The 21,531-nt window shown below is 68.9% G+C and carries 16 protein-coding genes and 2 pseudogenes; 7 read left to right on the top strand and 11 right to left on the bottom strand.

Features of this window, described 5'->3' with window-relative positions; genetic code table 11:
- The 4 genes and pseudogenes from ACIBNE_RS37425 to ACIBNE_RS37440 form a co-directional block, all read right to left on the bottom strand.
- The coding region (locus tag ACIBNE_RS37425) for an amino acid adenylation domain-containing protein (RefSeq protein WP_399279853.1) at positions 1-3,961 on the bottom strand (3,961 nt) is incomplete at its 3' end.
- Positions 3,962-4,484: 523 nt separating this feature from the next.
- Complete coding sequence (locus ACIBNE_RS37430) at positions 4,485-4,697, bottom strand: MbtH family protein (RefSeq protein ID WP_399279855.1); 213 nt, start codon at positions 4,695-4,697, stop codon at positions 4,485-4,487.
- Positions 4,698-5,063: 366 nt separating this feature from the next.
- Positions 5,064-5,279 (bottom strand): annotated as a pseudogene (locus tag ACIBNE_RS37435) (glutathione S-transferase family protein); the annotation flags it as partial.
- Between the two features lie 13 nt (positions 5,280-5,292).
- Positions 5,293-6,198 (bottom strand): annotated as a pseudogene (locus ACIBNE_RS37440) (nucleotide sugar dehydrogenase); the annotation flags it as partial.
- Between the two features lie 63 nt (positions 6,199-6,261).
- Between ACIBNE_RS37440 and ACIBNE_RS37445 the strand changes: the two are divergent.
- The 3 genes from ACIBNE_RS37445 to ACIBNE_RS37455 all read left to right on the top strand — a co-directional run bounded on the left by ACIBNE_RS37445 (position 6,262) and on the right by ACIBNE_RS37455 (position 8,176).
- Positions 6,262-7,035, top strand: a complete 774-nt coding sequence (locus tag ACIBNE_RS37445) for a glycosyltransferase family 2 protein (RefSeq protein ID WP_399279857.1) — start codon at positions 6,262-6,264, stop codon at positions 7,033-7,035.
- A gap of 34 nt (positions 7,036-7,069) precedes the next feature.
- Positions 7,070-7,381 (top strand): hypothetical protein, encoded by a 312-nt coding sequence (locus tag ACIBNE_RS37450; RefSeq protein ID WP_399279859.1) that lies wholly within the window; start codon positions 7,070-7,072, stop codon positions 7,379-7,381.
- A gap of 246 nt (positions 7,382-7,627) precedes the next feature.
- Positions 7,628-8,176: a GNAT family N-acetyltransferase gene (locus ACIBNE_RS37455; RefSeq protein WP_399279861.1), complete on the top strand. Its 549-nt coding sequence runs from the start codon at positions 7,628-7,630 to the stop codon at positions 8,174-8,176.
- Positions 8,177-8,211: 35 nt separating this feature from the next.
- Here the strand turns inward: ACIBNE_RS37455 and ACIBNE_RS37460 are convergent, their stop codons facing one another.
- Positions 8,212-8,706, bottom strand: a complete 495-nt coding sequence (locus ACIBNE_RS37460; RefSeq protein ID WP_399279863.1) for a hypothetical protein — start codon at positions 8,704-8,706, stop codon at positions 8,212-8,214.
- Positions 8,707-9,214: 508 nt separating this feature from the next.
- Here ACIBNE_RS37460 and ACIBNE_RS37465 point away from each other — a divergent pair.
- The 3 genes from ACIBNE_RS37465 to ACIBNE_RS37475 all read left to right on the top strand — a co-directional run bounded on the left by ACIBNE_RS37465 (position 9,215) and on the right by ACIBNE_RS37475 (position 10,611).
- Positions 9,215-9,565, top strand: a complete 351-nt coding sequence (locus tag ACIBNE_RS37465; protein WP_399279865.1) for a hypothetical protein — start codon at positions 9,215-9,217, stop codon at positions 9,563-9,565.
- A gap of 124 nt (positions 9,566-9,689) precedes the next feature.
- Positions 9,690-9,977 carry a hypothetical protein gene (locus ACIBNE_RS37470; protein WP_399279867.1) on the top strand — a complete coding sequence of 96 codons (288 nt, stop codon included), beginning with the start codon at positions 9,690-9,692 and terminating at the stop codon, positions 9,975-9,977.
- Between the two features lie 136 nt (positions 9,978-10,113).
- Entirely contained in the window at positions 10,114-10,611 is a 498-nt protein-coding gene (locus ACIBNE_RS37475) for a hypothetical protein (protein WP_399279869.1), read from the top strand.
- 366 nt (positions 10,612-10,977) lie between these two features.
- Here the strand turns inward: ACIBNE_RS37475 and ACIBNE_RS37480 are convergent, their stop codons facing one another.
- From ACIBNE_RS37480 to ACIBNE_RS37495, 4 genes are all read right to left on the bottom strand, one after another.
- A complete protein-coding gene (locus tag ACIBNE_RS37480) occupies positions 10,978-11,145 on the bottom strand; it encodes a hypothetical protein (protein WP_399279871.1) in 168 nt (55 codons plus the stop codon).
- Positions 11,146-11,193: 48 nt separating this feature from the next.
- On the bottom strand, positions 11,194-14,607 hold the full coding sequence (locus ACIBNE_RS37485; RefSeq protein WP_399279873.1) for an RHS repeat-associated core domain-containing protein: 3,414 nt from the start codon (positions 14,605-14,607) through the stop codon (positions 11,194-11,196).
- A gap of 494 nt (positions 14,608-15,101) precedes the next feature.
- A complete protein-coding gene (locus tag ACIBNE_RS37490; protein ID WP_399279875.1) occupies positions 15,102-15,308 on the bottom strand; it encodes a hypothetical protein in 207 nt (68 codons plus the stop codon).
- A 527-nt stretch (positions 15,309-15,835) separates the two neighbouring features.
- Complete coding sequence (locus ACIBNE_RS37495) at positions 15,836-16,741, bottom strand: HNH endonuclease (RefSeq protein ID WP_399279877.1); 906 nt, start codon at positions 16,739-16,741, stop codon at positions 15,836-15,838.
- A 546-nt stretch (positions 16,742-17,287) separates the two neighbouring features.
- Between ACIBNE_RS37495 and ACIBNE_RS37500 the strand changes: the two genes are divergently transcribed.
- The gene (locus tag ACIBNE_RS37500; protein ID WP_399279879.1) at positions 17,288-17,461 is read left to right on the top strand and encodes a hypothetical protein; all 174 of its coding nucleotides are present in this window, start codon (positions 17,288-17,290) and stop codon (positions 17,459-17,461) included.
- A 324-nt stretch (positions 17,462-17,785) separates the two neighbouring features.
- Here the strand turns inward: ACIBNE_RS37500 and ACIBNE_RS37505 are convergent, their stop codons facing one another.
- Positions 17,786-18,823, bottom strand: a complete 1,038-nt coding sequence (locus ACIBNE_RS37505) for a helix-turn-helix domain-containing protein (RefSeq protein ID WP_399279881.1) — start codon at positions 18,821-18,823, stop codon at positions 17,786-17,788.
- A gap of 231 nt (positions 18,824-19,054) precedes the next feature.
- On the bottom strand, positions 19,055-21,229 hold the full coding sequence (locus ACIBNE_RS37510; RefSeq protein ID WP_399279883.1) for a hypothetical protein: 2,175 nt from the start codon (positions 21,227-21,229) through the stop codon (positions 19,055-19,057).
- Between the last annotated feature and the right edge of the window lie 302 nt (positions 21,230-21,531).

The raw sequence follows: 21,531 nt of genomic DNA on the forward strand, positions 1-21,531 counted from the left end.
GCAACAGAACGGCCAGAGCCGCCTGCACCACCATGAACACCGTCACACCCTGAGCACGAGCCAGCTCCACCACCGCACGATGCACCTCGGCATCCGCATCCAGACCGACCACACCCCCACGATGCGAAGCCACCACCGGACGCCGACGATCCACCGGCAGCACCAACTCCTCAGGAACGCCGGACAATTCTCGCTGCCAGTAGGCGAGTTGCTCGGACAGCACGCTTCCGCGGTCGGACTGGTCACCCAGGAGGTCGCGCTGCCACAGGCTGTAGTCGGCGTACTGGACCGGAAGCGGCTGCCAGACGGGAGCCCGGCCCTCGCACCGGGCGGCGTACGCGGTCGACACGTCACGGGCCAGCGGGCCCAACGACCAGCCGTCGCCCGCGATGTGGTGCAGCACCACGACAAGTACGTACGCGTCGGGACCGGTCCGCAGCAGACACGCCCGCAGCGGCACCTCTCCCGCCAGATCGAAACGGTACCCCGCAGCCTCGGCAACCAGCTCAGCCACCCCTGTCTGCTCGGCACCCTCGGCGTCGGCCGTGGTGAGCAGATCACCGACCGCGTCGACATCCACGACACGCTGACAGGGCTGACCGCCCACCGTGCCGATCAGCGTGCGCAGCGAATCGTGCCGGCCCACCACGTCGCGCAGCGCCGCACGCAGAGCGTCGACGTCCAGCGCACCGGTCAGGCGCAGCACCATCGGCATGTTGTAGGTCGCCGACCTTGCTTCCAACTCGCTGAGGAACCAGAGCCGTTGCTGCGCGAACGACAGCGGAACCGTCTCCGGGCGGTCCACCGGTACCAGCGCGGGACGGGACTGGTCCGAAGCGGTCAATCGGCCGACGAGCGCGGCCGGGGTCGGGGTCTCGAACACGGCCCGGATCGGTACTTCGACTCCGAACGCCGACCGGATGCGGCTGACCAGACGCGTCACGAGCAGGGAGTGACCGCCGAGCTCGAAGAAGTTGTCCTCCGCTCCCGCCGATGGCAGGCCCAGCGCCTCGGCGAACGCCGCGCACATGATCTCTTCCTGCGCATTCGCAGGACCTCGGCCACCGACATCCGCGCCACTGCCGGGGGCGGGCAGGGCCTTGCGGTCGAGCTTGCCGTTCACCGTGAGCGGCAGCGCGTCCAGCGTCACGATCGCCGCAGGCACCATGTAGTCCGGCAGCACCGCCGAGAGACCGGCGCGGACCTCCGCAATGTCCACGACGTCCACACCGCTCGAACCGCTCACCGGGACCACGTACCCCACCAGTCGCTTGTCGCCCGGCTGGTCCTCACGCACGACGACAGCGGCCTGGGCAACGGCCGGGTACGCGGCAAGCGCCGCCTCGACCTCACCCAGCTCGATACGGAAACCACGCACCTTCACCTGGTCATCCGTACGCCCCAGACACTCCAACCGCCCATCCGAGCCCCACCGGGCCAAGTCCCCGGTCCGATACATCCGCTCACCCGGCGCACCATACGGATGAGCCACGAACCGCTCCGCCGTCAGCCCCGGCCGGTCCAGATAGCCACGAGCCAAACCCGCCCCGGACACATACAACTCCCCCGCGGCCCCGACCGGCACCGGCCGCAACGCAGCATCCAGCACGAACACCCGGGTGTTGGCGATCGGCCGTCCGATGGGTACGTGGTTGTCGTCTCCGGTGTGCAGGTCCGCCAGCGTCGACCACACCGTGGTCTCCGTCGGACCGTACAGGTTTGTCACCGACACCGCCGACGCAGTCAACTGCCGGGCCAGCCCAGCAGGAAGCGCCTCACCACCCACCAGGGCCCGCAACCCACGCACCGCAGCCGGAGCCTCCGCCACCAGGCCCTGCCACACCGCAGGCGTCGCCTGAAGCACCGTCGCCCCAGACCCCACAACCAACCCCGCCAACGCCCCCGGATCCCGCACCGTCTCCCGACCGGCCAGCACCACCCGAGCACCCGACACCAACGGCACAAACAACTCCAACACATGAATGTCGAAAGCCACCGTCGTCACCGCAACAAGAACATCCCCAGACCCCAGCGCCAACCGCCCACGCACAACAGCCACAAAATTGCCCAGCGCCCCCCGGGAAACCACCACACCCTTCGGCCGCCCCGTAGAACCCGACGTATAAATCACATACGCCGCATGCCCCGGCAGAACCACCCCACCACGATCACCATCGCTCAGATCCCCGTCCCCGAACCGCGCACACTCCTCCACAACCTCCGGAGCATCCACCACCACACGCACCACACCACCAGGCACCACCGACCCCACACCGCCAGCAGTCACCACCAGCACAGGACGCGCATCAGCCACCACAAACGCAACCCGCTCCACCGGATGACCAGGATCGATCGGCACGTATGCCGCGCCCGCCTTCAGCACCGCCAGCAGGGCGACCGTGAGGTCGACCGAGCGGTCCATCAGCACGGCCACCCGGCTCTCGGGCCCCACGCCTCTGGTGATCAGTAGCCGTGCCAGACGGTTCGACCTGGCGTTCAGTTCCGCGTACGTCAGCCGGGTGTCCTCGAACACGACGGCGGTCGCGTCCGGGGTGCGCGCGGCCTGCTCCTCGAACTGCTCGGGAAGGGTGCGGAGGGGGACGTCACGGGTGGTGGTGTTCCACTCCACCAGGGTGCGGTGCCGTTCGGCAGGAGTGGCCAGGTCCAGCCGGGCGACGGGGGTGTCGGGCTCCAAGCGGGCGAGGGCCGTAAGCAGGTGCAGGAACCGCGTCTGGTGGGCGGCATTCTCCTCTTCGGTGTAGAGGGCGGGGTTGGCCAGGAAGTCCACCCGCAGGCCCGTGTCCCGCTCGTACACGAGGATCGTCATGTCGTCCACCGCACCGTTCGCCAAGTAGGTGCGCGCGGTGGTCTCGCATCGCCCGAACTGGGGCATCGTCCGGTCGTCGGGGAGGAAGTTGAGGACGAGGCCGTGCATGCGACCGCCCGTGCGGGCGATTTTGAGGTCGCGGTGCAGGTGCTCGTACCGGTAGCGCTGGTGTCGCAGGACTCCCCGGCTCCGCGCGGAAGCCTCCCTGGCCAGGGTGCGTACGGTCATGTCCGGCGCGATGGGCAGGCGCAGCGGCAGCGCCTGGGCCATGCTCGCCAACGACCCCTGCACGCGTGCTCCCTTGCGTGCCGTGACGGTCAGTCCGAGCACGACCTCCTGTGCCTGCGCCATCCGCTGCACGTAGAGTCCGGCAGCCCCGATCAGGAGGGCGGGCAGGGCGACGCCCGACGCGCGGGCCAACTGCCGGAGCGACTGCGTGGCTCCGGCCGGGACCACGGCGGTCCTGCGGTGGGAGTGGCGGGACGCGAAGGCCGTCCCCGAGGCCAGGGTCACGGCCTCGGGGGCGTCCTCCATCTGTTCCGTCCAGTACGCCCGGTCCTGGGCGAACTGCTCGCTCGCGCGGTAGGACGCGTCGTCGGCGACGATCTCTTCGAGGGTCGCGAACGGCGTGTACGGGCAGTCCTGCCCGTGCTCCAGGGCGGTGTAGATCTCCGCCACCCGGTTCAGCCACACCGAGTACCCGATGCCGTCCAGCGCGATGTGGTGGGCCCCCAGGTAGAGCACGTGCCTGTCCTCGTCCACCAGGAGCGCGGCGATGGTCCAGATCCTGCCGCCTTCGAGGTCGGCGGGGCGGGCCGCCTCGGTCCGCATCCACGCCTCGGCGGCAGCGGCGGGCTCGGGCTCCTGCCGCAGGTCGATCACGGACAGCCGGTAGCCGACGAGGGGTTCGACGACCTGCCACGGACCCTCGTCGTTCTGCCCGAACCGCGCACGCAACAGTTCCGTCTCGGCCAGCGCCTGGCCGAACGCCCGCTCCAGCAGGGGGAGCCGCAGGCTGCCGGTGATGTCCAGGTAGTCCACCATGTTCTGGGCCGGGCTCTGCGGGTCCAGCGCCTGGGCGTACCAGATGCCCTCTTGAGCTGCGGTCAGGGCAATGGGGGCATGGTTCGACATGTTGGATGTCCCGTGTGCTTGGTGTCCAGCGAGAAATCGGCGGAAGGTCCCGTGCCGCGCGGACTCGGCATCCGCCGGCGGAAAGGGCGTCCGCCGTGGCGCTCTCTTCGGTTCTCCGGTGCCCGGCTGCGTGCCTGCTGTGCGCGTGGCGAATTTCCTGCGGCCGTTCGGAGAGGGCGTCGGCGCATCGCTGTCAACGTGATGCGCGATGTGGTGAGTTCACCGATGTCGGCTGAAGCGGTTCTCCGCTTTCACGCATGCGGATCAGGTGAACTCTCCGGCGTCCGGAAGTGAGGACGAATGAGGACGCGTGAGGGCGGGAGGCCCTAGCGGTCCACCGGTCGGCCCTGAGGCGGATCCGGGATCGGGGGTCCGCCCCAGGGCTCGCGTCCGGGCGGTGTGGCGGCCGGCCTGCGGAGACGTACGGCGTGTGCGGCGGTCTCCGCTCGGGTCCGAGCGTCCCCCGGCGTGGTGCGCCGGATTCCGGCGGACACGAGGGGCACGGACCACGAGAAGCGCTGCGTCAGTTTCCGTTCATGGCGTCGATCAGGCTCTGGGGCCGCATGTCGGTCCAGGAGCGCTCCACGTAGTCAAGGCAGTCCTGTCGCGCGGCCTCGCCGAACGCGACCTCCCAGCCCTCGGGGACGTCGACGAAAGTCGGCCAGAGGGAGTGCTGCCCCTCCGGGTTGACCAGCACCAGGTAATTGGCTTCTTGGTCCTCGAACGGATTCGTCATGTTTCGACTTTCTGGTGCCGGTTACGTGTGATCTCGGCCAACTTGGCTCACGAGGAGTACAACCAGCTCAAGTGAACATGTGGGTAATCTCGATCGGCCACGAGATGATCTTGCGATGGCCGCCGAAACCTTTCAGTCACGCATCGTGACGTTCGGTGATGTGTGACGGAGTGCTCTCGGCGCCCGCGTGACCTGCGATCACGCCGCCGCTGCCCCCTGTCCGGCGCCTCGCCGAGTCGGTGTCCGCCCCCGTCGGCACGACTGCGCACCGCACACGGCCCCGCGCCGGATGCGGCATTGCCACGACGGGCCCGGCCTGCTAATCGATCCGGTCCGCGAACCGGGCCGGTCACCCCGCAGGGCCGGTCATCGGGCGGCCCGTGGCGGGGTGCCGTCGCCGAAGGGGCGTCCGCCCAGTCGTTCGCGGTGGTGCGGGGCGTGCCAGCCCGACGGGTCGGGGCCTGCGGGCACGATGCCGGTCGGGTTGGTCCCCGTGTGCACCTCGTAGTAGTGGCGCTTGATGTGGTCGAAGTCGACCGTGTCGCCGAAGCCGGGCGTCTGGAAGAGGTCGCGGGCGTAGGCCGCGCTGGATGACGCAGTGGGACATGCGGCGGTTGATGTCGTCGGCGAGTTCGACGAACCGATACGGGGTGCCGAGTTCCTGCTGGATCTTCCAGGAGAGGAACATCGGGTCGACGGGCAGGCAGTGCCCACCGACGCCGGGGCCGGGGATGAAGGGCATGAAGCCGAAGGGCTTCGTCGCGGCCGCGGCGATCGCCTCCCAGATGTCCACGCCCAGCGGTCGTGCGAGCGTGGCCAGTTCGTTGGCCAGGGAGATGTTGACGAACCGGAAGACGTTCTCGATCAGCTTGGCCATCTCCGCGACCCTGGCGCCCGACACCGGCACCGTGTTGTGGAACAGACGGTCGCAGAGACCCCTGACCGCATCCAGCGAGGCCGCGTCGATCCCCGACACCAGCTTCGGAGTCTCCTCGAACGGCCACCGTCTGTTCCCCGGGGCGATGCGCTCGGGGCTGAACCCGAGGAGCTCGGGGCTGAACCCGAGGAGGAAGTCTGTGCCGCCGGTGAGACCCGAAGCCTTCTCCAGGACCGGCAGCAGCACCTCCTCGGTGGTCCCGGGGTAGCTCGTCGACTCCAGGACCACGAGCGCGCCGGGACGCAGGTACTCGCCCAGCGTCCGCGTGCACGCCTCCACGTACGTCAGGTCGGGCACGCGGTCCCGCAGCGGGGTCGACACGGTGATCACCGCGACGTCGAACCCCGCCAGTGCGGCGGCGTCGGCGCTCGCGCGGTAGGCCCCGCTCGCCAGTACCGCACGCTGCCTCGCGCAGGACACGTCCTGCACGTACGAGACACCGGCGGCCAGCTGCTGGACGCGGGCACGGTCCACGTCGTAGCCGGTGACGCGGTGCCCCGTCTCGGCGGCACGTACTGCCAGCGGCAATCCCACGTAGCCCTGGCCGGCGACAACGACGCGCATGTCTGATCCTCCTCGGATGCGGTGCTTGAATGGGGGCCTTCGGTTCTGGCAAGGAGAAGCACTGTGCCTCTGGTGTCTGTCGTGATGCCCGTCTACAACTCGGCGGCCACCCTCGGCGCAGCCGTCCGGTCGGTCCTCGCCCAGACCCACACCGACCTAGAGCTGCTGGTCACCGACGACCGGTCCACCGACGGCTCCATGGACCTGCTGCGCGAGTTCGCCGCGCAGGACGAGCGGGTCCTTCCGGAGCCGGCCCCCGAGCAGGGCGGTGCGGGCCGGGCCCGGAACCTGGCGATCGCGCGGGCCCGCGGTGACTACATCGCCTTCCTCGACAGCGATGACATGTGGCTTCCCGAGAAGACCGAGAAGCAGCTCGCCTTCGCCGCGGCCGGCAGTGCGCCGCTGACCTTCACGTCGTACTTCAAGATGGACGCCGCCCACGACGGCGAGAGCACCGACTGGGTCCCCAACGGGCGGGTGGTCCGTGCGCGCGAGCACGTGGACTACCAGGCGATGCTGGTCCGGGACCACATCGGCGCGCTCACCACCATGTACGACCGCGGTGTCCTGGGCACAAGACTGATGCCGGAGATGCGCAAGCGCCAGGACTACGCCCTGTGGTTGTCGATCATGCGGGACGGTGCGGACGCCAGGGGCCTGGCTGAGCCGCTCGCGGTGTACAGGGCACAGCAGGCGGGATCGCTGTCGTCGAACAAACTGTCGCTCGTGCAGTACAACTGGGCCCTGTACCGCGAGCACGAGCATCTGTCGGTCCCACGTGCGACACGGGCGCTGACCGGTGCGGTGTGGCAGTCGCTGCGCAACTCTCGCATCTGAGCGCCACCGCGAAGGCAGGCTGCGGGATTCCGCAGTGACCTTGAGGCCTGGTCGGGGCGGAGCCGGAAACCCCGGCAGCGCCCTGAACGCCGCCAGGGACCTGGTCCCCCAGCAGTTGCCCACCGTCGAGCGGCAGGCCCGCTACTACTGCGACCTGGCCACCGCCTACGCCGCCTGGGGCCGGCGCGATGAATCCGTACGAGCCCTGCTGTGCGCCGAGCGCATCGCACCGCAGGAGACCCACACCCGGCCTGCCGCACGCACCATGGCCCAGGGGCTTCTCGTCTCGGGCCGGACCACGACCGAACTGCGGGGCCTGGCCGCCCGCTCCGGTCTCACCTTCTGACGGAGCCGAGCCACCACGCCCTACCGCTGTGCAGACACTGGTGACCACGCACGCGAGAGAAGTCCGCACTGCCGTCGCGATGTTGAGCGTGCTGTCCATCGCTGTCCAACTCCCCTCGGCGTTCGGCAAGGAGGTCCTCGGGGCGCTGCAAGTGGCAGTTCTGGAGATACACGCCGCCCGTGAAGGGCTCGAAGCCGACGCGGATGCCTGGGTGCGGAGGATCGCGGATCACGGCAGGATGTGGGCATGGAAGAACCGCTTGACGTGCCTGAGCTCGCTGCTGGCGGGGGGTTCACGCTTCGCCCGTGGGGTCTTGCGGATCTTGAGCTTGTCCGTGAGGCGTCGGAGGACGACTACATCCCGTTGATCACGACGGTTCCGTCGCCGTATTCCGAGGCGGCGGGCATCGCGTTCGTTGAGCGGCAGTGGGGCCGGGCGACCGCGGGGTCGGGGTATCCGTTCGTCATCGTGACCGCTGATGGTCGACCGGTCGGGAATGTTGGGCTCTGGCTCAAGGATGTTGGCCAGGGCCGCGCCTCGCTCGGCTATTGGATCGTCAAGTCGGCGCGTGGTCAGGGTGCCGCCGGGGCCGCACTCGGGGCAGTCACCGCTTGGGCCCTGGGTGACCTGCGGATTCCTCGACTCGAGCTGTGCGTGGAACCGTGGAACACGGCTTCTGTGCGCACTGCCGAACGCGTGGGGTTCCAACGCGAAGGACTGCTGCGGAGCTGGCAGCAGGTCGGGAACGAACGCCGGGACATGTTGCTGTATTCGCTGTTGGTCAGGGAGCTTTGACGCGACTGGTCCCGTCGGCTGTCAGGTCAGCAAGATCAGCGTGATCGGTGAGGGTCAGCCGGCACCGGGAGCAGACGGGCCCCGGACAGGCCGCGCCTGCCGCCCCACAGCACCGTGACCGAACCGGCATCCGTGAACCTGCCAACGTCCTCGCCCGACGCCCCCACGATCAGATCGCTGTAGCCGTCCTTGTCGAGATCGGCGAAGGCCGTCGAACCGCCGAAGAGGTCCTTGGCCTCAGCCGTGTCCGGCACTCCGGGGGTGTTCTGCGTGAACACCGCCTTGCGCGCGGCGGACACACCGTTCCGCGATCCGTAGAGGACCGCGACCGCCCCCGCGCCATGCTTCCCGCCGACCGTGGCCGTCGGCGCGGGCACCACCAGATCCTGGAAACCGCGGCCGTTGAAGTCGGCGGGCGCGGCGATCGGCTTCGCCACCGCCGTCGACGGCACACCCACCACCGCACCGGCCACCGTCGCACAGGTGACAGCAACGGCCGCCGCCAGCCGCGCTCTTCGCAACTCACCCATCCCGGATCCCCCCTCGTACGGTCCGGCCCATATGACCGGTCCCCCGGTACCACGCTGCGGGGAGCTCACTTGCCCGAAGGCCCCGCCTCTCTCGCGCCCGGCTGCGCCTCCACCCATGCCTGGCCAAGCGATAGCCGGGCGGGCTCGTGAACCTTGCGCTGGATCAGCGTCAGTGCCGATGTGTCCGGCGGCCGCTGGCCTGCACGGACCGGCTGTTCCAGCGGAGTTCCTACGGCCCTGTGTCCGGCGGGAACAGGGTGGGGTGGAGACGGTCCGCTGAGCGCACCGGAGTAGTCTGAACGTGTTCAAAGCCGTAGTCGGGGCGGGTAGTTCGACGGGCGGAGGCATGGTGCGTACGACGATCGCAAGGACTGGGTGGGCCAGGTGGGCCGGGCTGTGCGCGGCTGTTGCGGTGACGGCCGGCGGCTGCGGGTTCTTCCCGCTGCCCAGCGTGGACGATGCCTCTCCCGGGGAGCTCGTCGGCACATGGTCGGGTGGCGGAGGCGCGGTGGTGGTTCTCGAAGCCGACGGTGATGCCGAGGTGCGGCAGCTGCGCGGTGAGGACTGGGACTTCGACGACCGGTGGTCCATGACGGGCATGGGGACCTGGCGCCTCATCGAGAGCGGCAGCGGGGAAACCATCGCGGCAGCGCCCGCGGTGAAGGTCGCCATCACCAAGGTGACCCGGCTGGAGAACTGGCCGGCCACCGACGTGTTCGGGGATCCCCGGACTCCGCTGGGCGAGTACACGTGGAAGTTCGGCATGGACCGCACCGACGAGGGGCTCCAGCCGTACTACCTGGCGGGCGACCCCGACACCGCAGAGCTCTACTACCTGCACCGCACGGAGCCCGGCTAGAAACGCTGCCGGAATCTGTTCAACGGCATCAGCCACCGGTGTCCGTGGGGCCGCTGATCAGGACCTCAATGCCGGCCCCGACGTGGCCGGTGACGACGGCAGAAAAGAAGGGGGGGACGAAGCAATGACCGTGGCACGCACCGCAGCCGTGGTGCTGGTCGTTGGGGGTGCACTGCTCGTGCTGGTGCCCGCGAAAGCAATGGTGATAGCACGCATGGCGGCCGTAACACTGGCTGTCTGGGCCGCACTGGTCATGCTGGCACTCGCGCCGTCGCTGCTGCCTGCGGCGTGGCAGTACTACGTCTACTCACCGGCAAGCACGGGCCTGTGGCTGCTTGCGATGTTCTTCTCGCCTTTTGTGGTCTGCTTCATCAAGTGGGAGTGGATCAAGGAGGGCGGCAGACGGATGTGACGCCGCGTCGGGTCGCCGGGGGGGGGAGAGAGAGCTCACCGCCGGGCGAATCGGATCCTGAGTGTCTGCTCGTGGCCAGATCGCCCGGCCCGGCTGACCGCTCGGCCCCGCAGGGGCTCATCGGCATCATTGCGGCATGACCCCGGTCCTTCCCCGCACCGTCCGGGCCGTCGACACCGCCCAGCTCCTGGACCTGGCCCAGGAGGCCGCCCTGCATGGGTTCAGCCAACGGCTCCCGGTCGACTGGCTACGAGAGCACCTCGCCGCACAGGCTACGCACTACCTGTTCCCGACGCTCGTGCAGCGGCTCACGCACCGTCCCGAGGTGCCGCTGCAGTGGAGGTGCCAGCAGCTGCTGACCGTCAGCACCAGCGAACAGATCTGGGGTCTCCTCGACGTCCTTCCCGACACCTTCGACAAGATCCCGGAGACCTTGGACACGACGTCCAAGAAGGACATCGTCAACCGCATCGAGCAAGCAGTGACGGTGCGGGAGTGGACGGAACGGACTGCGTCGTTGCTCACCGCCCGGCAGTCGCCGCCCGGCGATCTGGTGATGACACACCCTCACCAAGCCTCACCCACACCCAGGCCCGCGCACCGTGCCGGGCCGCTGCCCGTGGACTGGATGTAGGCGCGCAGCGCGGCTTGGGTGTCGGGCGGGTTACGTTCGCGCAGGTGCATGTCCGACCGGTGTGCCGTACTGGTCCCAGGGGATAGCGAAGCTTCCCTTCGGGAACGCAGCTCGCGCCACCCGCACTGTTTCCGCAAAGCCCTTCTCGGGCCCCGCCCGGCCGCAACGACACCCGCACCCACCCCAAACGACAACACCGGTCTACAAGGCCACAACCGGGTCCTGGAAACCGACGTCACGTCACGCAAGCCCTCGAATTGCCCGACAGCATCGTGCTTCAGGCGAGAGTCTGTCGACATCCCAGGGACTTCCCCCCATCCGGTACGGCCACCCGGAATTAATCCGGATGGCCGTACCGCGGCTTCTCTACTCCTTCTGGAGTCTGCTGATCACGAGAACCGTGAGCAGGCCGCAGATCAGCCCCGCGAGGCCCCAGGGGCCACTTGGGCTAGAGTCGTTGAGAACGTAGCCGATGGCGGAGAAGACGGTGGTAGAGGTGAGGACGATGAGGCCCCAGAAGCGTCTTCCTGGCATCCGTTCACTCCTTGTCGTGGTGGTGGGTCGTCCGGTTTCGCCGCGCCTCTAGGAGAAGCGCAGCGCGCAGTGCCTGTTGGTGCAGTAGGCGCGCCACTTGGTGGAGTAGCGCCGGTGGCCGGACAGGCCGGGGCCCTGGACGTTGCGGAAGTACGCGACCGTGACGGCGAAGCGTTCCTGGTAGCCGCAGACGAAGAAGATCTTGAATGCGCAGACCTGGGCCATGCCGGAGTCGCCCCACTCATGATAGGTGGAGCTCCGGGCGTTGCGGGCCGCCCCGTGGAACTGGATCTTCCAGCCGAGGACCGAGGCGACACCGCTCTCGTCGTCGCTCGTCCACGCCCAGGAGCTGCTGATGTTTCCCTTGCTGTTGAGGCAGAACTCGGCCTGCATGGAGATGGTGCCCAGCTGGATGCGCACAGCTCCTTCGTAGAGCTTGTACGTGCGCGAGACGGTCTTGCAGCTCGCGGTACCGGCGTTGTCGTAGGTGTTCACCGGGTCGGCACACACGTAGTCGTAGGAGTTGCAGCTTCCGCCGTGCAGAGGGTCCACGCTGAGGAAGCGCCCCGTGCCGGGTGAGTAGAGCCGCGCGCCCATGAGCAGGGTGTTCGTCGGTGTCTCGCTGGAGCGCTGGAACGCGCCGAGCCAGCCGTAGCGGGCCGCCGGTGAGCCGGTCCGGATGTTGCCGTACTCGTCGCTCTCCAGGGCCACGGGGCTCTGCGAGGCGTCCAGCGGGAGCTGCACGCCGATGTCGCCGTGGATGTTGGAGAGCATGAGGACGGTGCCGCCGGTCTTGCCGGTGACGGCGGCCAGGCCGCCGCTCAGTGACGCGACGTTGCGGGAGACGGCTCCGGTGCCGTCCTCCACGATCCAGCTCGGGCTGTCGGTGTCGTTGGCGTAGTGGTTGACCTTGGCGCCGGTCTGGGACCAGGTGCCGCCGCTGTTGGTCTCGGTGGTCCAGCTGCGGAAGCGAAGGGCCGCGTCGAGTTCCCAGGTCTGGCGCTTGGTGCCGGCGGTCTGACGGCGGACCAGGTTGTTGGTGTAGTAGTCGATGGTGGCGCCGGGCAGGGCGGTGGTGCGGCCGTAGGCGTCGTAGGCGTAGCCGGGGTCGACGAGGCGGTCGGCACTGTCGTAGGTGTGGGTGCGGGTGCGGGTGGTGCCTCCGGTGGTGGTGCAGGCGAGACCGGGCTGCGCGGCGGTCGTGGTGAGGGAGGTGCGGTTGCTGCGCTTGTCGAAGGCGTAGGCGCGGCGGGTGCACACCGAGTCGGCGGTTTCCTCCGCGACGGTCAGGCGACCTGCTCCGTCGTAGGTGTAGTCACGGCTGGTGGCGCCCCTGGTGCGGGTGGTCACCTTCCCGTCGACGGCGCGCGTCACCGCGTCGGAGTAGACGACGACGCCGTCCGCGTCGCGGGTGTAGACCCGGTCGGCCGTGATGCCGAGGGTGTTCTCCGTCTGGCGCAGGGTGTAGCCGCCGGGCAGCTGCTCGGCGGCGATCGAACCGGCCGCGTTGTACGTGGCGGTGAACGTGCCCGCGACGGAGTCGACGAGCTTGGTCGCCATGCCGCGGGGCTCGATCGCCGTGTCGTAGGTGAACGTCCGAGTCGAGGGGGCGCTGTCGGTGATGGTCAGCGGGCGGTCCAGCGCGTCGTAGCGCATGGTGGTGGTGCCGCCGTCCGCGTCGGTGTACGAGATCAGCCGGCCCAGCTTGTCGTACTGCCTGCTGATGGTGCCGCCGGTCGGGGAGGTCACCGTGACCGGCTGTCCGCCGGCGGGGTCGTACGTGATGGTGCTGGTCGGCACCGCCTGCCCGAGCCCGCCGCTCATCGTGGTGGTGGTCTGCCGGCCCGCGGCGTCGAAGACCACCGAAAGCGTACGGGTGGCCCCGTTCGCCGTGTCGACGCTCTTGGACTGCTGGCCGTAGAGGCCGTACTCCATCGTGGAGTCCTCGACCTTGACGGGGTTGGAGCCGCCGCCGACGATGTCACCCGCCGGTCCGGTCCAGCACACCTGGTCCGCCCACTCGGGGCGTCCCTTGCACCAGCCGGTACCCGTTGCGGACCAGTAGGCGATGACCCTGGAGGCCGCGCCCTGTCCCGTGCCACCGGGCGGCCGGGTGCCGGTGACCCTGCCTTCGGCGTCGTACGTGGTGCCGGTCACCAGGTTGAGACCGCCGGGATCCTGGATCTTCAGGGTGGGAAGGCCCTTGACCCAGTCGTACTGGGTTTCGTTCAGCCGCTTCTCGCCCATGACCGAGTCGTGGTCACGGACGCGGACGCCGCTGATCGTGAGGGTGACCTGGTTGCTCACGGCGGCGCTGCCGTCGGTTGGCCGGCCCTCGTCGTACTCCTTGACCGTCCATGCACGCGCGGCGACGGGGGTGTTCGCCCGCACCAGGACGGTGGTGCCGTCCTTGAGGTCCCGCGTCAGATCGGCACGGTGCAGGGGGCCGAACGTCTCCGTCTCCCGCATGCCGGTCGGGTCGTACAGGGAGAGGGAGGACAGCAGGCGCGCCCGCTCGGCGGCAGAGCGTCCGTCGATGCCCAGGTCCCGCAGGGTCGCGCGCTCGGCGGCGGTGGTCCCCAGGGCGAGGGTGCGGTTCGTCGGCGTCAGCTCGCGGACGGTGTTGCCGAAGCGGTCGTACTCGGTCGCCGAGATGTGCCCGCCGGCGTCGGCCGAGTTCACCGCGCGTCCCGACGCGTTCAGGTAATGCACGGTCGCGCGCTGGTACGCGGACGCGGTGAGCTGCGGTCCGGAGTGGGAGGCGGGGACGGAGTCGGACGGGAAGATGGCGGTGGCGTCGGTGGGGAGGTCGCTCTGCCCCCACGCCCGCGTGTCCGTGGCGCCCATCGCGTACGGGGCGGTGCCGCCCGTGAGCGGTACGCCGTAGACGACGGAGGCGCTCGCGGAGCCCTGCTGCTGGTCGACGCTGCCGGGTACCAGCGCGGCTCGCGAGACCTTGAGCAGCATGCCGTCGCCGGGAACGGGGCCGTCGCCGGCGTTGCCGTAGGTGAAGGTGAAGGGGAGCTGCCCGGCGGGCTGGAGCCTGGTCACACGGCCGGCCCCGTACGCGTACTGGTGCTCACCGGCCTTGGAGAGGCGGGGGTCCCACACCTGCCGCAGGCTGCCGTTGCTGTCGTAGCGGTAGGACGTCACGGCGATCGCCGTGCCGGAGGCGGCGCCGGGCGCGGACGCCCACAGGCGGAGTTCCCGGACCTGGCCCGCGAAGTCGCCGAACTGGTCGTCGGTCTGCGTACCGGTGGCCGTGGTGGCGGTGGCGTACCCGAATTCCAGGACGCGGCAGCCCCTGGTCGCGGGGTTCGCCTCGCAGGCGGCCACGGTTACGGCCGAAGTGGGGGCGATGATCCGCTTGGGCCTGGCGAGCCGCTTGCCGTCGACGGTGACGGCCTCGGAGATCACGGTGGTGGTGGTGTTCGTCAGGCCCTTGAGGAGGGTGCTGGACACCTGCCGGGTGGGCGCGGCCGGGCCGCAACACCGCCCCGCCGCACGGCAGGTAGCGATCAGAGGGCGAGGACAGCGCACGGCGCCTGGTCCACCGCCCCCAGCAAGCTTCGCCCCGTCGAACCGGGCCGCGCACAGCTGCTGAAGGTTCACCGCCACGGCCGTACGATCCACCGGATCGACGAGGGTCACCGACATCGCGGTGTCGGGGTAGCGCCCCGTGGGGTGCAGGACGATGGCCAGGACCGCGCTGTAGGCATTTTCCAGGCCGTCCAGGGACACGAGCAGGACTTCGCGGGCGTCGGTGAGGTGCCAGACCTCGCCGCGTTTCGCAGGCTGTCGCCCTCACCGCACAGGTCGTCCTCCAGGCCCAGCGCGCCGAGCCGGGCTCCAGCGTCCAGGGCGGCCTGGCGGCGCAGCGCGCGCAGGACGTAGGCGTCCAGCGCCAGGCCCCCGAGTACGGGCCCGTCACCAGTGGTCAGGGCAACGATCCCAGATCATAGGGCGAAGACCTGCCCCAGATCCTCCAGCCTGTGCGGTGGGATGTCCCCGGCAGGACACACCGTGTGCCCGGTGATGCGCATTGATTCGACCGGAATGAACAGAGCGGCCCAGGCGCCGTTCCGTGACATGCCCGAAGCCGTGAGCAGCGAGAAGTCGCCGTGCAGGGTGATCAGGAAAGTGGGCTTCGATCTGGAACCCACGCCGGGACCGTACAGGGCTTGCATTCCTGCGTCACCGGTCGTCAAAACGACCTGCAGATCTCGCGGATGCTCCTCACTCCATTCGAGTGCCCACGCGTGTGCAGTCTCTGATAGTTCCTGGAGTGTGGCCTCGTTCATCCTCTTGGCTGTCTTCTCTCCGCTTTGTAAGGACTGCCGCAGGTTTCCGGGATGGCCTTGAGTGGCTGTCGGCCGAGGCAAACGGTGAGGGCTGCGGTGTTTTCTGCCGACGCAGCGCGTCTGCCGCAGCGCTCAACTCGGCCTCGGTGCACGCCGCATCGGTTGCATCAACAGCAGCCGATGGAAGGAACACCCCTCGATCAGGTCCAGGACCCTTGCAGCAGCCGCGTCGCCGCCGCACGCTCGCCGCAGGATGTCATGGACCTCCACCAGGGCGTCCATCCTGAAGCCCGGGGCCACGACAGGGGTCTGTACCGGGCCTGGTCCTCACCCGTGCGGTCGGCCGTGTGGTCATGGACAGCGTGCCTCTGCTCTGTGTGCCCGGAGGGTCAGCTCAACGAGCCGCCGGGGAAGGAGCGCGCATGGAGTTTCGCGGCCCGTTTCGCCAGTTTCTTCGTCAGTTTCTTGCGCTCGCTTCCGCGGGTCTTCAGTGCGTGGCAGTTCGGGCAGAGCGCGATCATGTTTTCCAGCCGGTCCGGTCCGTCCTCACCCAGGGGGACGACGTGGTCCACTTCGAGGATGGCCAGTCCGGCATCAGTCACATCCGGCAGGCGGGGCAGTGCGCACCGCGGGTTCTCGCACTCGCCTCCGCTGCGGTCCAGGATGAACTTGCGCGCTGCCGCGTTGCGGAGCGGGACGTTCACCAGGCGCTCGGCACGTCGTACGGCGTCGTCGTTCTGGTCCGTGTCCCGGTCCGCCAGCTCGTCCTCGAGCTGCCTGAGGAGTTCCGCGGCTGCGGTCCCCTTCAGTTCGTACACGGTGGTCCGGCCCTTCAGCGCGTCGACGGTCGGATCAGTGAGGGCGCTGCGGGGGATGCAACTGTCGCCGTGAGCGAGCCAGTTCACACGGCGTCGACGGGCCTTGCTCCTCAGGGCTTCGCCGTGGACGTGGTACGGAAGGCTCTCGACGATCCCGGCCGTGATGCCCCGGCCGGACTCCGTCACCACGACGACGTCGCCGATCTGAATGCCCAGCCAGAAGTCGACGAGCTGACGGGCACGTACGGACTTGGCTCTCACCGCGCCGCTGCCGGTGTACTTCTTGCGGGTCGGCGCTTCCTGCGAGAGCTTGGTGATGCCGGCGTGATCGGCATCACCGGGGATCGGGGGGACTTCCCTGAACGAGACGGAGCAGAAGCCGTCCCGTACCCATTCCGGTACCAGGTCCATCCCCTTGGCGCCGGGCTCCCGGCTCTGTTTGACGTTGTGTCCCCGGACCATCCACACCCGGCGCATTTCGCTTCCCACAAGGCCCCCTTGCCCACGATGCTCATCTGATTGTGAAGTACGGGGAACCGAATCCGGCCTCCTGAGGAGGAGCCAGACCTTGATCCCCCGCAACCGTCCGGTCATCAACGAGGCCGACATCGCCGCCCGCTGCGGGGTGCCACTGTCCACCTGGCGCCGCCGCGACGCACCCGCCTTCCGCCAGGCAGTACCCCCTCGCAAGACGGGCGCGCTTCCTGCTCTACGACCTGGCCCAGGCCGAGGCCTACCTCGCCGGAGAGCCCGTTCCCGTGCTCAACGCGCTCCCCCACCCCGAGGACCGGCTCACCGCGGCTGAGACCGCAGCCGTCCTCGGCATCGAGGCCAGCACCGTGCACGCCTACGCCGTCCAGGACTACCTCCCCGCGGAGAAACCCTCTACGGCACCCGCGTCCGGCCCCGTAAGGCGATTGAGGACCGCCGCGACCACCCCGTCGGCCGCGGGAATCGGCGGCGGCCGCCGGCCCGGACCTCAGGGCCCCCGCAAAGCCCACGCCTACGAGACCGACCCCCCGCGTGGCCACAGCAGATGGCGCGATGCAGGCGGCCGGCGCCGAGCCTGTCCTCGGCCGCATCGCCGCCGCCCTCGCCGAACGGCACGGCGGCTCACCCCGCGCCTGGGAACGCATCCTCAGGCAGGTCCGCGACAACCCGGCCCCGCTAGCTGGCCTGGCCAAGGAGGGCGTCTGAACCGGACAGGGGACGGACGCCCCCGTCGATCCGGGCCGCACCTACACGCAGTACGGGGAGAGCGACCGCTGGAGCCCCCTCTACGCACTCGCCTGGCGCGACCGCTTCCTGGCCTCCCTGGGCGACTGGCACCAGGACGGCGCCCTGTCCCTGCTCTCCCTCACCAGCGAGGACCTGCCCGGTCCGTAGAGCGACGTTGCTCGACTTCTGAGTGAATCTATCGCCGCCGCGGCGCGTGGGGTACGGTGCGCGCCCACGGAACCCAGGTGCCCTGTGCCGAGCCGACGTTGAAGCCCCGGTGCCCGGGCTCGGCCCTCGCGTCGCTTACGACTGGCGCGCCCGCACGCGCCGGGGCGGCACCGCTTGCCGCTTGCCGCGCTGTTGTGGCGAAAGGACCAGATCGGACGGGTCACGGTCGGCATGTATCGCGTCGATCCACTGTCGTGCCCAGTGGGCTTGCCGGTGTTCTGCGGGCATGGCGGCATAGCCCTGTCCGATTTCGCGCTGGGCCGCAGCGGTACGGCCCAGCGCGAGCATCGCCACGCCTTGGCGCAGGACCAGCCATCCCGGTGTGTACCAGTAGGCGCCCACCGGTAGGTCCGAGTAGTCGACCGTGCCGGCCAGCCGATCGGCTTCCAGCAGCAGGCGGTCGGCCTCACGGGCTTCCCCCGCGTGCGCGAGCGCCCGCGCCTGCTGTCCGCTGTCGTAGGCGCGCAGCGCCGGGTGGGCACGGCCGTCACGACGCGCGGCGTCGAACATGCTCGCCGCGGCGGCAGGACTGCCCCACACCAGCTCCAGCACGCCCCGGTAGCTCATCGTGCGCTCGACGCGGTCGGGCGCCTGTGACTCGTAGGCGTAGGCCACCGCGCTGTCCAGCGCCTGCTCCGCCGCCCCGTACCGCCCGGCCAGGAAGTGGCACCAGCCCAGATACGCGGTACCCATGGCGGCCACCCCGATCGCTGCTGCCCTCAGGGCGTAGGGCGCGTCCTTGGCCGCCTGGACGGCCATCTCGGTCCGCGCGGCCACCATCGGTGTGACGTCCGCCGAGGAGGACGCGTCCTCCAGCTTGCGCAACTGGACGAGCCCCGACTCCCCTTCGAGGATCGTCGTCTTGTCCACCGCACCCGGCCTGCGGGCCTGGAAGCCGGCGCGGTCCGGGTCGGCCGGGACGAGACCGGCCAGCGCGCCTTTGGCCGCGAGTGCTTCGTCGAGCAGTACGGCCAGCGCCGGATCGGGCGTCCGGTCCCCCGACTCGAAGCGGCTGATGGTCGGCTGCGACACGAACGCCTTCGCCGCCAGGTCCGGCTGGGACATGCCCGCGCGTCGGCGCAGGAGCCGCAGTGTCCGCCCGAAAGAAGTCATGCCCGCCACCCCGTGCCGAATGGTGCACCCGTCTGCCGAATGCCGCCGGATCCTAACGGGAGTTCCGGCACAGCACGAGTGCGCCGATGACCGGTGGCAGATGAATTCAGACACTGAAGGGACACGGAGACCGGGGCCGTTTGTCCGGATGATTTGTCCGGACGATCCCATGAGGCGGCCGTGCCGCCCCGAAGTTCGGGACGGCACGGCCGCCGGTCGGCTGTTCGAAGGTCAGCCCAGTACGGGTGCTCTGTTGTCCGCGGTCATGTCCCAGTTGGTCCAGGTGGATGTCGTGAGCCAGCTTTCCGTCAGATGGCTGCCGGTTCCGCTCTGGGTGAAGACGCTGACCTTTCCGGGCCGGATCGCGATGGCCGGATCCCCCGCGATCTGTGGCGGCGCGTAGTGGTACACGGGATTCGAGAAGTCGAACTGCTGCCACGTGCCGCTGCCGGAATTGAGCCACGCTTCGATGAGGTGCCCGTCCTTGGACCGGTAGTACACATCGAGGGTGTTGTCCGAACGGAGCGCGGCCACCGGACTGCCGCTCAGCTCGGGCGCGTTGGTTTCCGCCGTGACGTCGGTGTGGACCCAGACGCCGCCGGTGAGCAGCGACTCCGTGAGGTGGTTGGTGGCGGCGTCCCGGCTGAAGACGGAGATCGTGCTCCCTTGGGCGACCACGGAGAGGTCGCCCGCGACCTCACCCAGCTTGCCTTCGCCCTTGGGGGGTTCGGTGGGGATGAGTTCCTGCTTCCACGAGGAACCCGGGGCGAGATAGGAGTGGTTCACCCGGTTGTCGGCGGTGCGGTAGATGACGTCCACCGTCTTGTCCTGCCGGACGACGGCGGTAGCGCTGCTGAAGATCTGTGGGGCCCCTGTGACATCCGCGTGATCCCACTTCTCCCATCTGCCCGCGGTCGATCCCTGAGTGGGCAGGACGCTTTCCATCAGGTGATTGTTGGCGGGATTCCGGCTGAATACCCTGATGACCCCATTGTGGTTGACGACTGCCGGGTCTCCGGCGATGGTGGCGGGTGCGTAGCCCGAGGTCGAGAAGTCGGCGTACTGCCAGGTGCCGCCCGGAGGGCGCCATGCCTCGATCAGGTGCCCCTCGTCGCTCCGGTAGAACACGTCCACCGTCTTGTCATTGCGTACGGTGGCAACCGGGTTGCCTGCCATTTTGGGTGCCTTAAGGGTGGCGCCCACGGTTTCCTGGACCCAAGGACCCTGCGTTCCCTGCGCGTCGTAGGGCAGGTAGGAGCGCACCAGGTTCCCGTCGGACGCCCGGACGAAGGCGTTGAGCTGGCCGTTCTGCTCCACGGCCGTCCCGGCGCGGCTGGTGGGGTTGTGCCGGATGATCTCGTCGATCAGCCCGTAGCCCGGATAGTCCATCATCATCACGCCGGTCCTCTCACCGCTGTCCGTGCGGAGGAAGCCCAGGGCCCGCTCGTTGACTCCGGTGAAGTAGGTGGGCGGGTCCGTGGGGTCTCCACTGCCGGTGGAGCCGCCCCCCGCAACGTCCGACGGGGTCAGGAACGGAATCCCCGTACCGGAAAGGAAGTTGTAGTAGGGCAGATTCCCTGCCCTCTTTGTCCGTGTCGTCGCGAGGAAGGCCTGGACCTGGTTCCACTTGGTGGTGATGGCGGAGGGCGTGCCGACCTTGTACTCGTCCTGAACCTGGGCCTTGTATCCGGCGTCGGTCCCGTAGTTCAGTCCCCACCCCGAATACGGGTTTCCCGCGGAGTTGCGGTAGACGTTCAGGACGACCTTTCCCCGCGCCTTGTCCAGGGTAGGGGTTTCAGCCCGCGAGCTGCCCTGGACGGAAGGAGCCCAGAACAGGCTGGCGTACTGCTTGCCCGGTCCGACGTATTCCTTGAAGTAGCCGGACATGCAACTGGCGGTGTCCTGACCCGGGCAGTAGGACGGGTCAACGGTGCCTTCCACGGAGAGGTTCATCAGGACCGTCTCGGAGGGGTGCTTTCCCAGCCAGTCCCTCAGTGGACCCAGCACCCCGCTGCCGAGTTCGGCCTTCTGATCGGCCGCACCGTGCCAGATGTGCAGCCGGTCTCCGTCCACGCCTCCCTGCGGGTGGACCCTGATGTCAAGAGCGCGGATGCCTGCGTCCAACTGCATCGTCAGGCTCTTCTGTGGACTTTCCTTGAATTCCTGCGCCTCGGCAAAGGCAGTGCCGTAAAAGGCCATCGTCTCGTGGGTGCCCGGGATCGACATCTGCGCCAGCGGCATGGTGTCCGGCATCGCCTGCATCCAGTTGAGCTGTGTTCTGAGCCCCACGGTCTTGAACGCGGGGCTCGGGCTGCCCGGCTTCGCCGCGACCTCCGCCGCTTGCGCGGGGGCGGCTGCTCGGGCGGGGACGACCAGCGGCAGCGTGAACGCGGCCGCCACGGCCATGCCCTGTAACGCCCTCGCCTTCCAGCGCTGTTGTCTTCGGACAGATGTAGCCGAGTGAAGCATCAAGATTCCTGTCTGACGTCGCGGAAGTTCACGGTCTCGCGCATCCGGCGCACGGCGATTCCTTGCGTCTTTTCAGCCAGCACACACTCGCGTGATCTCACCCACTCTCATGGCGCACCACGGTCGGGGCTTCACCGCTGGAGAGATGTCCGGACGGCCAATTGGGCGGCCGTCCGGATTCCACATGTGCATTGAATTCCGTCTGCGAAATCACCGTAGGTATCTGGCCGGGCGATCAC

It is taken from the genome of Streptomyces sp. NPDC050504 (genome assembly GCF_044458065.1).
Lineage (GTDB): Bacteria > Actinomycetota > Actinomycetes > Streptomycetales > Streptomycetaceae > Streptomyces.